This is a genomic window from Desulfobacter sp. (genome assembly GCF_050177295.1).
Map to the genome: position 1 here is coordinate 1 of NZ_JBFXHE010000063.1, position 15,297 is coordinate 15,297.

The window sequence follows — 15,297 nt, forward strand, 5'->3', positions numbered from 1 at the left end:
CTGGGCGCAGGCCCTGTCAGCGCATTTATCAAGGTCATTTTTCCGCTCACCCTGCCCGGCATCATGGCCGGCTGTGTCATGGTGTTCGTACCCACCATGGGTCTTTTCTATGTGGCCTCCCTTTTAGGCGGTGCACGCCAGCTGCTTGTGGGCAACCTGATCCAGCAGCAGTTCCTCAACGCAAGGAACTGGCCCCTGGGCTCGGCAACCAGCATCGTCCTTATTATTTTCATGGCAATGATGCTGATCGGATACGGCATGCTGTTACGCCGTTTCGGCCAGGGCAAGGGAATAAGCGGATGAATATATTAAGGCTGTTTTACTTTGCAGGCATATTTTTCTATCTTTACCTGCCCATCGCCGTGCTGGTTGTCAATGCGTTCAACCTGAACAAATACGGCATGAAATGGGGGGGATTTACCTTTAAATGGTTCACGGCCATGCTGGGAAACCACTCCCTGATGGAGGCAGCCCGCCATTCCGTGGTCATTGCCGTATGCGCGGCCACCCTGGCCACAATGATTGGCGCCCTTGCCGCCATCGGGCTGAACCGGTACCGGTTTTTCGGACGAAAAGTCATCCAGGGCACAAGCATGACCCTGATGATGGCCCCGGATATTATCCTTGCCATTGCCTTTCTTGTTCTTTTCGTCACCCTGGGCATTGGCCTGGGGTTCTGGTCTTTGCTGTTTTCCCACATCACCTTCTGCCTGCCCTTTGCCATCGTGACCATCACGGGAAGACTCCAGGATTTTGATCCCAATATTCTTGATGCGGCCCGGGATCTGGGGGCATCGGAAAAAAACATTCTCGCCCGGGTGATCCTGCCCATGATGCGGCCGGCGCTTATCTCAAGCTGGCTTCTGGCATTTACCCTGTCCCTTGATGATGTCATCATCAGTTCATTTGTCACGGGTCCAAGTTACGATGTACTGCCCTTGAAAATTTTTTCAATGGTTAAAGTGGGAGTCAAACCCGAAGTGAATGCGCTTGCCGCGCTTCTGGTCCTGCTCTCCCTTGCACTGGTTATTGTCAGTCAATTAATGTTGAAGGAGAAAAAAATCCATGAAAACACGATTTAAACCCCTTATTATCCTTGCCGCCGTGCTGCTGCTTGCCGCCATTCAGGCCCAGGCCGCAGAAAAAATTTTTATTTACAACTGGACAGAATATCTGCCCGAATCAGTGCTTGAACAGTTTACCAAAGAGACCGGCATTGAAGTGGTTTACACCACCTATGACAGCAATGAGACCATGTATGCCAAGCTCAAGCTGATCAAAAAAGACGGGTATGACGTGGCCGTACCCTCAACCTATTTTGTTTCAAAGATGGGCAGGGAAGGTATGCTCATGAAACTGGACCACACCCTTTTACCCAATATGAAAAATCTTGACCCGAATCTTTTGAACAAGGATTATGACCCGGACAACACCTACTCCATTCCCTATATGTGGGGCTCCACCGGTATTGCCGTGAACACCGGCGAAATCCCCAAAGAACAGATCTCATCCTGGAAAGATCTGTGGAAACCTGAATTTAAAGGTAAACTGCTGCTCCAGGACGATTTGCGGGAAGTGTTTCACATGGCGCTGCGCATTAAAGGGTTTTCCGGCAACACCACGGATCCCGGGGAAATTGAAGAGGCCTACCTGCTGCTCAAGGATCTGATGCCCAATGTGCTGCTGTTCAACTCCGACTCCCCTAAACTGCCCTTTCTGGCAGGCGAGGTCAGCATCGGCATGATCTGGAACGGTGAAGCATGGATGGCCCGGAAAGAAAATCCGGCAATCCAGTATATATACCCTAAAGAAGGCGCAAGCTTCTGGGTGGACAGCTTTGTCATCCCCCAGGGGGCAAGAAACCCCAAAGGTGCGCATGCGTTTATCAACTTTATGATGACCCCCGAAGTGGCCAAGGCCTGTGTTGAAGCCTACGGGTACCCCACCCCGGTGACGCCGGCCATTGCCCTGCTGGATCCTGACATCAGCAGCAGCCGGACCATCTTTCCTGACGCTGAAATCATCAAACAAGGCGAGTTCCAGAATGATGTGGGACAAGCCATTGAAATTTATCAGAAATACTGGGAAAAACTTCGTACCAGCAATTAGCAGGGAAAGAAAGCCGATTACCAGGGCCGGATAATCCTTTTTTTGATCCGGAACCGGCCATGGGATTGTCATGAAAAAAATTGAAAATACCTATAAAAAAAACGCAAGCGCATAAGGATTTTCAATTTGCCAAAAACCCTTATTTTATATAGGTCTTGAATCGTTTCGGGTGTAGACTGGATAATTGTTGCTACCGGAAAGTAAAGGATATAAGGAGCCCGTCAGATGATCAATGTCAGTAAGCCTGCCCAGGAACAGGTCAGGATGTACTTTGAAGGCAAAGAAATTGTACCCGTCAGAATCTTTCTCAACAGCGCCGGATGCGGCGGCCCAAGTCTTGCCATGGCTTTGGACGAGAAAAAAAATACAGATGCCGTGTTTACCTTTGATGATGTGGAATACGTCATGGATAAGGATCTTTTGGAAAAGGCAAGCCCTGTGGATATTGATTTCGCAGGAACCGGCTTTCGCCTTGATTCCAGCCTGAAACCGGCAGGCGGATGTACAGGTTGCAGCGGCGGGACATGCGGCAGTTAACCGGAGGGTAAGTATGGCTGACGAAGTCCTCCTTCATCCCAAACTGGAAAGACAGCTTACAGCAATGGAAGGGCAGGCCAATACGCCATTCATTGCAGCAGGCCGTGCCAGAAAAATCATTGAGGCCATGACCCAGGGCCAGACAGCCCAGGCCGCCGGGCTGTTCAGGGCACGTTCAGATGCCCGGGTGAAACATTGCTGGAAATATGACCTTGGTGCAGGATACCGTCTGATCTGCATCCGCACCAAACAGATCATTTACGTCATGCATGCAGGGGATCACGAAAGCTGTGATGCCTGGCTGAATAATAATTCAAAAAAACAGCCCCAAAGTACTGAAATAAAGATGACCTCCTTCACCATCTGTGACAGCCCGGACCCCTTTGATTTTCAAACAATCCGGTCCCCGGACCGGGAACCGGATTTTGACGATCAGTACCTGGCATCCATTCCCCAGGCATACCTGAGAAAGGTGTTCTGCGGGCTTGTGGCCGGTTGATATGCTGCGGTTGATGCGCTGACTGTCAGCGGACATCGGGGATTTAAAACAATGCTGATGTAAATAAATTAATGTAAAAAAATTCAGATCTATAAAGCAACCCTTTTCAAAGGAGAACGTTATGACCGAGGCAATAAAACTCGATAAAGGAACAAAGGCAGCGTTCAAAGAAAAACTGATGAACAAACTGCCCAATGGTGTCAATCTCAATATGTGCCTGACATGCGGCGCATGCGCTTCCGGTTGCCCGGCAACCGGTCTTGAAAATATGGATCCGCGCAAATTTGTCAGGATGGTGGCTTTGGGCATGGACAAGGAACTGACCAAGCACCCATGGGTGTGGATGTGTTCCCAGTGCCAGCGGTGTGTCTATGTCTGCCCGATGAATATCGACATCGCGGCAATGATATTTGAGGCCCGGCAGTTATGGCCCCGGGAAGAAAGGCCCAAAGGCATTGTGGGTTCCTGTGATATGGCCCTTAGAAACTCCTGCGGCAGCGCCATGGGCATTTCTGAAGAAGATTTTGAATGGGTGGTTGGGGATATTCTTGACGAAGTTCATGAAGACCAGCCGGGCTGGGAAGATCTGGAAGCACCGGTCAATAAAGAAGGGGCACACTTTTTCTTAAGCCAGAATTCCCGTGAACCGGGCGTGGAACCAGAAGAGATGGTTCCACTGTGGAAAATCCTGCATATGGTCGGTGCAGACTGGACCTATGCCACACGGGGCTGGGGTGGTGAAAACTACTGCATGTTCCTTGCAGATGACAAGTGCTGGGAAAAAGTTACAAGAAACACGCTTGAATCTGCCATGGATCTGGGCTGCAAGGTGTATTTAAACACCGAATGCGGCCATTCCACCTTTTCCGTTTGGAAGGGTCAGCAAAAATTCGGTATAGAAACCAATCTTGAAATTGCTCCCATGGTTCCATACTATGCCAAATGGATCCGGGAAGGCAAACTGAAACCCAGTTCCGACTGGAACAAAGATCTGAAAGTTAAATTTACGGTTCAGGATCCCTGCCAACAGGTTCGTAAAAGCTTTGGTGATCCCCTGGCAGAAGATTTACGCTTTGTTGTCAAAGCCTGCGTTGGCGAAGAAAATTTCATTGACATGCAGCCGAACTATTCCAACAATTTCTGTTGCGGCGGCGGCGGAGGATACCTGCAATCCGGTTTCAATGCACAGCGCTTGAAATACGGTGAAATCAAAAAGGATCAAATCGTGGCTACCGGTGCAGCGTACTGCGTTACCCCCTGCCATAACTGCCATGATCAAATCCATAAACTTGCCGAACACTATGAATGTCATTACCATGTCCTTCATTTGTGGACACTGCTTGCGTTTGCCTTAGGCGTACTTGGTGAAGGTGAACGCAAATATCTGGGACCGGATCTGGCCGAACTCAATATGCCGGAATCAGAAGAGTGATCCACGCATTTCGTGACATTTTAGATTTTTTATAAAACAAAGCAAAATTTTCCGGGGGCAGGATATGATCCATATCCTGCCCCTGAATTTCTCAGATCAAGAAACCAATGCATTCGCAGGCGAGACAGAGGATTAACCGAAAATTTCTTTTATACGTGCGTCATCCTGCCAGACCGCATCGGTATTCTCATAAAGCTGATTAAGGGCGTGGGATAGGCGCGCCTGCATCTGCTCAAATCCGCCCTTCCCCATATCCTCCGGCACATGGATGGGTGAACCAAACCGGATGATCACCCGGGAAAAGGGTTTGGGCACCATGAAACGGTCCCAGGAATTGAAAATCCACAGGTTCTGCCCGGATATAATGGTGGGAACAATGGGCAGACCCGCATACTGGGCAATACGGATCAGACCGGGTTTCACCGTACCGAACGGGCCCTGGGGACCATCCACGATATGGCCGATCCTGTACCCCTGCCCGGCCAGGCATTTAATGGTTTCAAGGGCCTGCCCGCCCCCATGGGATGAAGAGCCCCTCACCGCCCGCCAGCCCAGAATATTCACAGCCCGGGCCGCCATTTCACCATCACGGCTCCGGGAAATCATAATGGCAATGGGCTTTCGGCTTGAAAAAAAGGTGATCCCCGGGAAAAAACGCTGGTGCCATGACGCATAAACCAGCCGTCCCCCGGCCTTTAAAATGTTCTGTTCATTGTCCGGATCAACTATCCTGATCCGGTAGGTGGCTGATAAAAGCCTGACAAGAAACAACCCCGCATAGGGAAACAGATAATGGTATAGAAAACGCTGTAATTTCTTTTTCATCATTCAACTACTCCTTCATCATTTAACTACTACTATGACCAGAAGCCTGAACAAAAAAAATATAATCCGGCGCTTATTAACACAGTGTATCGTTACTACGCAACCCTATGCGTTACAAATGGTAACGCACATTCGCCTTTCCTGTATTTGTTTATGGATAAAATCAAAAATATACGATATAAAATCAATGTACTAATTGAATTTCATTTTCATAGTAAGCCCGTGGCATGAATTTTGGTAGATTTGAGGGGGTAATGGATTGGGGACGTTATTCGCTTAACCTTATAATACAAAAGGATCATTCAATGATGTGGAAACTGCTGCAGAAAATGAGTAAAAATCTGACCCTGGCGATTCCGGCAATGATGCTGGCCGGTTTTATATTTGGCATTTTCATGGATGCCGTTTTTTTAAAAACCCTGATTATTCCGTTCACCTTTTTAATGGTCTACCCCATGATGGTGACGCTGAATGTCCAGAAGGTATTTGAGGGCGGGGATGTCAAGGCCCAGGTGCTCACCCAGGTGATCAACTTTGGCGTGGTCCCTTTCCTGGCCTATATTACGGGTCTGATCTTTTTTAAAAACCAGCCTTACATGGCCCTGGGGTTGCTTCTGGCAGGGCTTGTACCCACTTCGGGCATGACCATTTCCTGGACCGGATTTGCCAAGGGCAACCTGGCGGCTGCCGTAAAAATGACGGTTATCGGCCTGACCCTGGGCTCCATTGCCACGCCTTTATATGTCCGCATGCTCATGGGTGCAAGCATTGAAATAGACATGGCGGCAATTTTCAAACAGATCGTGGTCATTGTCTTCATTCCCATGGCAGCCGGTTACCTGACCCGCAGATACCTGGTAAAAAAACACGGGGAAAAGGGATTCAAGACATCAATGGCACCCAAATTTCCGCCGCTGTCCACCCTGGGCGTTGTGGGCATCGTGTTCATTGCCATGGCGCTTAAGGCCCGGGCCATTGCCGCAGCTCCGGGCATGCTTGCTTACATCCTTATCCCTTTGGTGATCATTTACGGATTCAACTTTACCTTCAGCAGTCTGGTGGGCAAAAGGCTTTTACCCAGAGATGATGCCATTGCCCTTGTTTACGGATCAGTCATGCGCAACCTCTCCATTGCCCTGGCCATTGCCATAAACGCATTCGGCAAACAAGGGGCCTCGGCTGCCCTGGTTGTGGCTGTGGCCTATATCATCCAGGTCCAGTCTGCGGCCTGGTATGTTAAACTGACGGATAAAATATTCGGGCCGGTTCCTTTGGACGCGGAACCGCCTTTGAAAACAGCGCCCCAAAACCTGGCTGAACCTGCCCCTGACGTCCGGGAAGATGTCCGGGAAGAAGCCCAGATCCCCATGGTTGCCGACATTAAAAAAATCCTTTTTGCCACGGACATCACGCCTACGGCAAAATATGCGGCCCGCTATGCCTGTGCCATCGGCAGCAAATTCAACGCAAAGATATGGGCCATCCATGTGGTCCCGGATCTTTTGGCAGAATATTCGGCAGGTGCCGGTGTCACCATCAAGGACCCCGAAAAACAGGAAGAATTCAACCGGGATGCCGTTGAAAGTGCTGAAAAAATTCTTGGAGAACGTATCCGAACCACATCGGAAAAGGTGGTCCGGGAAATTTCATTCTGCCCCTTGTCAAAGGACCGCATAATGGTCAAAACAGGGGATCCCGTGGAAGAAATCACCCGGGCGGCGGCCCAGGGAAATTTTGATCTGATCATCATGGGCACCCACGGAGATCAGGGTATTGAGGATATTCTGTTAGGCAGCACAGCCCAGGGGGTCATCCACGCATCAAAGATTCCTGTCCTTGTGGTCCGCCCGTCTTAACATTTTTTTAATTTTTTTAAAAAACGGCAAATGGTATCATCATGAAAATTATTACACTTGCAAACCAGAAAGGTGGTTGTGGAAAGAGCACCATTGTTTTAAATCTTGCCATTGAATTTGCATTGCAGAAATACCGGGTCATCGTCTTTGACACAGACCCCCAGGGAAGCTGCTGTGAAACGGCACAGATTCGCGATGATCAGGGAGAAACGGCGCAAATCAAGGTTGCAGCCATTTACGAAAACCTGTATCAGGCCATTGAGGGATGTGACAATAATTATGATTTTGCCATTATTGATACGCCGCCCCATGACAATGAGGTTGTGACGGTTGCAACGGCATGCTCGGATATTATCCTCATTCCCGTACAGGATTCTCCCCTTGATATCCGCAGCACAAAAACAACGGTGAACCTGATCAACGAAGCCCGAAAACTAAATCCGGACATTGAGCCCTATTTTCTGCTCAGCCGTATTCAGACAAATTCAGTCATGGCGCGCGAGCTTGCGCAAGTATTAAAATCAACGTATAAATTTGATATATTGGAAACTAAAATCGCAAACCGGATGGCATATAAATATTCCCTGATTTACGGCCAGAACGTGTCGGAGTTCTCCGACAAGGACGGTGCCGCAGCAGAGATCCGCTCCCTTGCCAAGGAGATTCTGTCTATTCTTGACCGGTAGACGGTAAATACTATTTAAGGAGCCAGTGCTATGAAAAACAAGAGACCTTCATTACTTGATGTTGAAGTGTTTGCCAAAAAAAGGGCAGACCGCAGGCTGGAAAAACTGAAAAAAATTGAAAAGGCGACCTTTGAAGGGCCTGAACAGACTTTTGAAATTGTAGACGAAGAAGATGAACCGGTATCTTATGCCCGGGAACCTGAGCCGCAGGAAGAGCAGGTTCCGGATGCATTCATGGAAGAGCTTGTTGATTTTGTCACAACCTATAGAAATGAAATTCTCACCTTGAAAAATGACCTGTTCAAGGTCAAGGAACAGGTCCGCATATTCGGTGCCATGATGAACAGCCAGCAGAAAAAAATATCCCAGCTCATGGAATCCCAGCAACAGGACGGCACGGACAATTCTGTCAAGGATGATAATTATTATCGGCTGGTGCTCAGAAACATCATCTGGCTGAAAGAGGAAAAAGGATTTACCACCAATGACGTTATCCGGCTGTTCCGCGCGGAAGGGTTTCAAACCCCCGCGCCCCATAAAGCCTGGGATAAAAAAGTCGTTGAACAGCTGTATGCCGAAGCCAGAAGGACAATCTATTAGCCGGGTTCAGACATCTGAAATAAAATGTCATGTTCCACACGGGCGCTTTGTTAAAAAGTCCTCGTCATTTTTTCACATTTTTCTAATCCTGTCTTCACAGGGATGTAACATAGTTTGCGTAAATTGCGCGGTTAACAAGATGTTCATCCCATTAATAAGGATAGGAAATGATGAAAATAGACCTTCATGTGCACTCCAAGTTCTCCAAGCGCCCTTCCCAGTGGATCCTGCAGAAAATCAGCTGTCCTGAAAGTTTCACGGAACCCATGCTGGTATATAACACCGCCAAGGCAAAGGGGATGTCCTTTGTAACCATATCCGACCATAACACCATTGAAGGTGCCCTTGAAATTGCCCATCTGCCGGACACTTATATCTCCGAGGAGATCACCTCCTATTTTCCCGAAGACGGTTGCAAAGTGCATGTGCTGGCCCAGAACATCACCGAATCCCAGCATGATCAGATCCAGAAAATCCGGAAAAATATCTTTGATCTGGTGGCCTATCTTAATGAAAAAAACATCGTCAACATCATTGCCCACCCCCTCTACAGCGTCAATGACCGGCTGACCATCAACCATTTTGAACAGATGCTTCTGCTGTTTAAAAACTTTGAACTCAACGGCGCCAGAAACGACAAACAGAACCAGATCCTGGCCCAGGTGCTCAGGCAGCTCACCCCCATGGACATTGAACGGCTGTCCAACAGGTATGATTACCAGCCCCTGTTCGATACCCCATGGAAAAAAAACCTCACCGGCGGATCCGATGACCACTCCGGATTAAATATTGCCAGGACCTGCACGGCTGTGGATAATGCAACGGATCTTGACACCTTCATGGCCGGCATCCTCAGCGGAAAATCCCGGGCCGTGTCTGATCCGTCCACGCCCCAGACCATGGCCCACAACCTCTACGGCATTGCCTACCAGTTTTACTCAAACCGGTTCAACCTTGGGCGCCACACGGGCAAGGACCAGCTGCTCAAATTTCTTGACCAGTCCCTGATGCCGGTATCCAATGCGGATAACGGGCTGATGTCACGGTTTTACACCTTCTTAAGCAAGCGTAAAAACCGCCAGGAAAACACCCAATCCGTTTCCATAAAAAATATGATCAGAAGAGAGACCGAACGTCTGTTTGAGGAAAATCCCGCCCTGATGAATATTGCCAGGGCCCAGTCAAACAAAATACGCCTTGGCCCGTCCCAGGAAAGGCAGGAACAGCACAGGGAAAAACTATGGTTTGATTTTGTCAACCAGCTATCAAATAAAGTTTTATCCCACACCGGAGACCTTCTGCTTGGCCAGGCATCCGGGGCAAACCTGTTCAACATATTCCAGACCATTGGTTCCGTGGGCGGGCTCTACTCTCTTCTGGCACCTTACTTTGTGGCCTTTGTCCACTTTGCCAAGGACAATGGAATGAACACAACAGTCCTTAACCGATTTGCCAGGTACAAAAACGGGATGCAGCCCCCTAAATCCAGGGTAAAGCTCGGACATTTCACCGACACTTTCTACGATGTTAACGGTGTGGCCCAGACCCTCCAGCAGCAGGTCCAGGCAGCATTGAAAAACGACAAACATCTGACCATCATTACCTGTGATGCAAAGCCAGGGAAAACAGGGGACGGGGTGAAAAATTTCACCCCCATGGGCGTCTATGAGATCCCGGAATATACGGAACAGAAAATGTATTACCCGCCGTTTCTGGAGATGCTGGATTATTGCTTTCACCAGGGATTTACCCATATCCACTCCGCCACACCCGGCCCCATCGGCCTGGCAGCCCTGGCCATTGCAAAGATCCTGAAGCTTCCCCTGACCGCCACCTACCATACCCAGTTTCCCCAGTATGCCCAGTATCTGACCGGGGATGATTTTATCGAAGACCTGACCTGGAAATTCATGATCTGGTATTACGACCAGATGGACCAGATCTATGTGTCCAGTCAAAACTCCTTTAACGAACTCACTGAACGGGGCATCAAGGCCGGAAAAATCCGTATCATGCCCCGGGGCATCAACACGGAGATCTTTCATCCCTCAAAGCACTGCGACATGCTGACTTCCCATTACGGGGTCAAAGCGGATGCATTGAAATTTTTATATGTGGGCCGGATTTCCAAAGAAAAAAACCTGCCGCTCCTGGTGAATGCATTTAAAAGGCTTTCCACCGTCAATGACAAGGTGCACCTCATAGTTGTGGGAGACGGTCCCTATGCCGGTGAAATGAAAGGCCTGCTCAAAGATTATCCCGTGACCTTTACCGGTTATCTTTCCGGTGAGCCCTTATGCCGGGTGTATGCCTCGGCAGATCTCTTTGTCTTCCCCTCCACCACAGATACCTTTGGCAATGTGGTGCTGGAAGCCCAGGCTTCGGGCCTGCCCGTGATCGTGTCTGACCTGGGCGGCCCCTGCGAAAACATACTGGACCGTGAAACCGGCATTATCGTTAAAAGCGATGATGGGGCAGCCCTTTTGTCCGCCATGCAGGAACTTGTGATCAACCCCGGGCTGCGCAGTCAAATGTCCCGGCGGGCCAGGGAATACATGGAAGACCGCTCCTTTGACAACGCATTTATACAGTCCTGGGAGTTCTACAAAGAGATGGATACCCCGGGATCCATGGAAGAACTCTCCAAGGCAGTATGACCATGGCCTGTTTAAAATCAGGACTGAAAACCGCCGCACGTATGCTCAAAGGCCGGATGCCCGGCCAGCTTGTGATCCAGATCACGGACCGGTGCAATGCCACCTGCCCCCAGTGCGGCATGCGCAAAACCAGTAAATTTGACAGGACCCGGCTCACCAATGATCAACTCAAAGCGATCATTGATGCAGCAGGAGAAAAGGGATTCCAGGCCATCTCCTTTACCGGCGGGGAGCCCATGCTGCTGCGCAAGGATCTGCCCGAACTTATCCGGCACGCCGGAAAAGCCGGGATTCCCTATATCCGCACCGGCACCAATGGATTTTTTTTTGCCGGCCATGACAGACCCGACTTCAAAGACAAGGTAAAGGCCATTGCCCAGGCGCTTGCAGATACGCCGTTACGCAATTTCTGGATCAGCCTGGACTCATCCGTCCCGCACATCCACGAGCAGATGCGCGGGTTTAACGGTGTTGTCCGGGGCATGGAAAAAGCATTACCTATTTTCCATGATGCAGGGCTTTTCCCTTCGGTGAATCTTGGGCTGAACCGCAATGTTTCCCAAATCACCCGGGCCCTTGCACCGCCAACCCGAAAAGATCTTTCAGATCCGGAAGCATCCCCCTTTTACCAGGTCTTTGCCCGGGGATTTGCCGACTTCTACCGCAAGGTGATTAACATGGGGTTCACCATTGCCAATGCCTGCTATCCCATGAGTATGGCGGACAGTGCAGATAAAGCGGACCTGGATGCTGTCTATGCCGCAGCGTCTGCAGACCGGGTGGTCTGTTTCACGGCCACGGAAAAGGCGGTCCTGTTCAAAGCACTTTCAGACACCATTCCGAAATTCAGGTCCAAAATAAGAATTTTTTCACCCCTTGCCAGCCTGCACACCCTTTACAATGTCTATTCAGGCCAAAATAAAGATACCCCATACGGCTGCCGGGGCGGCATTGATTTCTTTTATCTGAACTGCACCGATGGCAACACCTATCCATGCGGGTACAGAGGCGCTGACAATTTAGGCCCGTTTCCGGACTTAGACGTCAATGCCATTGATCCTAAAGGATATTGCCTGGCCTGCGACTGGGAATGTTTCAGGGACCCCACCGAACTTGGCGGCCCATTCATGGAAGCCCTTGGCTCGCCATGGCACCTGGCGGCCAGAATGGCCAAAGATCCGGGTTACGGCGCCTGCTGGCTCAAGGATCTTCAATATTATAAAGCCTGCGATTTTTTTGACGGCAGAAGGCCTCCAAGGACAGCGGCGCTAAAAAAATTCTAAATCTTTTTCACCTGGCGCACCAGAATGGCAGACGCCAGGTAAAACAGGGCAAATCCGGCAAAAACAATACTGAAATTGTTATAGGTAAGGTTTAGAACAACACCGGACATCCAGGGACCTAGAAACCCTGCCACAAATCCGTAGGCCGTGAATACAAGCCCGAACACCCGCCCGAAATTTTCAATGCCGAAACAGTCTGTGACCAATGGCGCGGACACGGTAAACAATACCCCGAATGCAAGCCCCACAAAGCTTGCCAGACAACTTAACACGTAAAGATTGTGGAAAAAAGGCATGAGCAGATAGGCCAGCCCTGCCATAAGAAATACGTGCATTAAAATTTTACGCTTGGATATGCGGTCCGAAAGAGTTCCGCATACAATCCTGCCAATGCCGTTTAAAATACTGAATCCGGTCAGGATCATCACATACTGAGTCACATCATACCCCAGGGACTGGCCCAGGGATGCACAGAGCATGATCATGGAAACCCCTGCGGCCCCGGCCAGAGCCCACACCCACCAAAGATACCTGAAAGATTTTAAAGCCAGTATCCGGCCAACGCCAAGTACGGTCCCAGGTCCCCCTAAAGGTTGAAAAGAAAGTGAAGGCCCCCGCATGAAAAAAGCGCATACAATACCGGTAGACACAGCCAGGACCATGGAGATTCGGCAGGTTTCCCTGTACCCCTGGGTGACCAGAAGAAAGGAAAAAACCGGAGACATAACAGCGGCAGCCCCGCCAAACACCAGGTTGATACAGCCGGTGGCAAGGCCTTTTTGTTCCGGAAACAATTTTTGGGAAACCGTAAGACAGGGAATATAAATAAAAGCGGAGAAAAAGCCTTCACAAAAGGCCCAGACAAAGACATGAAAAAGGGTAAATGCCCGGGCAATGGCGCCGACACTGAAGCCACAGGCCAAAGTGCCCACAAGGATAAGCCAGTGGGGGGCTATTTTCTCCTGAATTTTGCCGGACAGGTACATGGAACATCCTGTGCCAGCCAGGGTAAAAAACATGAGCTGACCAATGCGGGCCTTTTCCACATTCAACAGTTCCTGCCACTGGGCCGCCATGACCCCGGGAAATCCAAATAAAAAGGCACCGGGAAAAAAGACAGCCAAGCCCCCCAAGGCCAGCAGCAATTTTTTATCTGTCACCCCGTTCATGGGGCTTGTTATATATCAATTTTATGTAAAGGCAAGTAAAAAGCCCTAAATAACGGGATCAGGCCTTAAATCGTGTTCCATTGGTATGGAGAATGATTGAATCACCTAATCAAATCATGTACACTGCAAAAAAATTCTTTACCGGAGGCAAAGTTTCATGAATCGAGACCTGATCCATCCCTCATTTTTACTATTACTGGTGTTTTTTATTTCAGCTGTTTTTCTTGTAATGATTAAATCGTTTCTCATGGCCATTCTGCTGGCCGGAATTTTCTCAGCCCTGGCCTATCCTTTGTACCAGCGGTTTAACAAATGGCTGAAGGGCAGACAGGCTGCAGCCTCAGGGATCACCATCATGATTATCATCCTGATCGTCCTTCTTCCTTTAAGCGGTCTTTTAGGCATTGTAACTAGCCAGGCCATCAAGGTGGGCCAGACAGCAACGCCCTGGGTCCAGAAACAATTGTCTTCTCCCATAGCCATTTCCCAGTGGCTGGAAGATCTGGCTTTTTATGAGCATATTGAGCCCTACAGGGAGACCATCTATACCAAGGCCGGTGAACTGGTCGGGGCCGCAAGCAAGTTTTTTGTCAACGGGCTCCAGGCCGCCACCATGGGCACAATGAATTTTATATTGATGGTGGCCATTCTTTTGTATACCATGTTCTTTTTCCTCATAGACGGAGATCGATTATTAAAGAAAATCCTATTTTACATGCCCCTGGACGATAAGGATGAAAGACGGCTTCTTGACAGATTTACCTCTGTGACGCGCGCCACGATCAAGGGAACCGCCATCATCGGTATTGTCCAGGGTGGGGCATCCGGCATTGCCTTTGCCGTGGTCGGCATCCACAGTTCGGTTTTCTGGGGTGCTGTCATGGCGGTGTTGTCCATTATACCGGGCATTGGGACGGCCTTGGTATGGATTCCGGCGGCACTTTGGCTGGGCGCCCAGGGCGCATGGTTCAAGGCCGGCGTTCTTGTTGTCTTCTGCGGAGTGATCGTGGGAAGTGTTGACAATCTTCTGCGGCCCCGGCTTGTGGGCAAAGACACGGAAATGCACGATCTTTTAATTTTATTTTCCACCCTTGGTGGCATTGCCATGTTCGGCATTATCGGCATCATCATCGGTCCTATTATTGCCGCATTGTTTGTCACCATCTGGGATATTTACGGCGTTGTTTTTAAGGATGCACTGCCCAAGTAGGACCGTAAGGGACAAGAGTGAGGATGGTGTGGGCCATTTCCGAACTCAGTTGGATCCGATCCCAGCCCGGAGGATCAAGGAGCTTCTGCATCAGGAGCGCGTCGTCGTCGAACCAGCGCGGAATGAGGACCCCGAAAAAACACCCCCGCGCCCGCAGCAGGTCTACGACTGCGCCGCTGTCCGGAAGCCCGAGGTTCACAAACCACTGGAAACAGCGGCAGCCATCTCCGGCCGCCCTGGCCCCGGTCCGGAGAATGAACTCCTCCAGGTCCAGGCCGGGCCGGGTGATACCGACCCGCAACACGCCCGCCGCCCTGTAGAACTCCACCTTGGCCTCGGACATTGCATGCCGAAAAATACGGGAACCGATGAAAAAATCGTGACCCGATGCGTTTTGATCAGTTTGATCGTGCTCTCCAGGGCCGGTTTGTCCG

14 protein-coding genes and 1 pseudogene are annotated in these 15,297 nt (G+C 49.9%); 12 read left to right on the forward strand and 3 right to left on the reverse strand.

All coding sequences use genetic code 11. From position 1 onward, the window contains the following. The 6 genes from AB7U36_RS06985 to AB7U36_RS07010 all read left to right on the forward strand — a co-directional run. Window positions 1–303: ABC transporter permease subunit (locus AB7U36_RS06985; protein ID WP_428159073.1), on the forward strand; the 303-nt coding region annotated here is incomplete at its 5' end. Further along, window positions 300–1,082, forward strand: a complete 783-nt coding sequence (gene potC / locus AB7U36_RS06990) for a spermidine/putrescine ABC transporter permease PotC (RefSeq protein WP_428159074.1) — start codon at window positions 300–302, stop codon at window positions 1,080–1,082. The genes AB7U36_RS06985 and potC, both read left to right, overlap by 4 nt. After that, complete coding sequence (locus AB7U36_RS06995; protein ID WP_428159075.1) at window positions 1,066–2,109, forward strand: extracellular solute-binding protein; 1,044 nt, start codon at window positions 1,066–1,068, stop codon at window positions 2,107–2,109. Before potC ends, AB7U36_RS06995 begins: the two co-directional genes overlap by 17 nt. 225 nt (window positions 2,110–2,334) lie before the next feature. After that, window positions 2,335–2,646 carry an IscA/HesB family protein gene (locus tag AB7U36_RS07000; protein ID WP_428159076.1) on the forward strand — a complete coding sequence of 104 codons (312 nt, stop codon included), beginning with the start codon at window positions 2,335–2,337 and terminating at the stop codon, window positions 2,644–2,646. Window positions 2,647–2,659: 13 nt separating this feature from the next. Continuing rightward, window positions 2,660–3,145: a hypothetical protein gene (locus AB7U36_RS07005; protein ID WP_428159077.1), complete on the forward strand. Its 486-nt coding sequence runs from the start codon at window positions 2,660–2,662 to the stop codon at window positions 3,143–3,145. A gap of 121 nt (window positions 3,146–3,266) precedes the next feature. Beyond that, complete coding sequence (locus AB7U36_RS07010) at window positions 3,267–4,577, forward strand: (Fe-S)-binding protein (protein WP_428159078.1); 1,311 nt, start codon at window positions 3,267–3,269, stop codon at window positions 4,575–4,577. 132 nt (window positions 4,578–4,709) lie between these two features. On the opposite strand, the gene AB7U36_RS07015 is transcribed toward AB7U36_RS07010, so the two are convergent. Then, on the reverse strand, window positions 4,710–5,405 hold the full coding sequence (locus AB7U36_RS07015) for a lysophospholipid acyltransferase family protein (protein ID WP_428159079.1): 696 nt from the start codon (window positions 5,403–5,405) through the stop codon (window positions 4,710–4,712). 302 nt (window positions 5,406–5,707) lie between these two features. Between AB7U36_RS07015 and AB7U36_RS07020 the strand changes: the two genes are divergently transcribed. The 5 genes from AB7U36_RS07020 (at window position 5,708) to AB7U36_RS07040 (ending at window position 12,484) form a co-directional block, all read left to right on the forward strand. After that, window positions 5,708–7,258 (forward strand): universal stress protein, encoded by a 1,551-nt coding sequence (locus tag AB7U36_RS07020; RefSeq protein ID WP_428159080.1) that lies wholly within the window; start codon window positions 5,708–5,710, stop codon window positions 7,256–7,258. 41 nt (window positions 7,259–7,299) lie between these two features. Beyond that, window positions 7,300–7,944, forward strand: coding sequence for a ParA family partition ATPase (gene parA / locus AB7U36_RS07025; protein ID WP_428159081.1), 645 nt, complete (start codon window positions 7,300–7,302; stop codon window positions 7,942–7,944). 30 nt (window positions 7,945–7,974) lie between these two features. After that, window positions 7,975–8,544, forward strand: a complete 570-nt coding sequence (locus AB7U36_RS07030; protein ID WP_428159082.1) for a hypothetical protein — start codon at window positions 7,975–7,977, stop codon at window positions 8,542–8,544. A 167-nt stretch (window positions 8,545–8,711) separates the two neighbouring features. After that, on the forward strand, window positions 8,712–11,201 hold the full coding sequence (locus AB7U36_RS07035) for a glycosyltransferase (protein ID WP_428159083.1): 2,490 nt from the start codon (window positions 8,712–8,714) through the stop codon (window positions 11,199–11,201). Between the two features lie 2 nt (window positions 11,202–11,203). After that, the gene (locus tag AB7U36_RS07040) at window positions 11,204–12,484 is read left to right on the forward strand and encodes a radical SAM protein (protein WP_428159084.1); all 1,281 of its coding nucleotides are present in this window, start codon (window positions 11,204–11,206) and stop codon (window positions 12,482–12,484) included. On the opposite strand, the gene AB7U36_RS07045 is transcribed toward AB7U36_RS07040, so the two are convergent. After that, window positions 12,481–13,653 carry an MFS transporter gene (locus AB7U36_RS07045; RefSeq protein ID WP_428159085.1) on the reverse strand — a complete coding sequence of 391 codons (1,173 nt, stop codon included), beginning with the start codon at window positions 13,651–13,653 and terminating at the stop codon, window positions 12,481–12,483. The genes AB7U36_RS07040 and AB7U36_RS07045 overlap by 4 nt on opposite strands. 157 nt (window positions 13,654–13,810) lie before the next feature. Between AB7U36_RS07045 and AB7U36_RS07050 the strand changes: the two genes are divergently transcribed. Next, window positions 13,811–14,863 carry an AI-2E family transporter gene (locus AB7U36_RS07050; protein WP_428159086.1) on the forward strand — a complete coding sequence of 351 codons (1,053 nt, stop codon included), beginning with the start codon at window positions 13,811–13,813 and terminating at the stop codon, window positions 14,861–14,863. On the opposite strand, the pseudogene AB7U36_RS07055 reads toward AB7U36_RS07050, so the two are convergent. Next, window positions 14,841–15,297: pseudogene (locus AB7U36_RS07055) on the reverse strand (hypothetical protein); the annotation flags it as partial. The gene AB7U36_RS07050 and the pseudogene AB7U36_RS07055 sit on opposite strands and share 23 nt — an antisense overlap.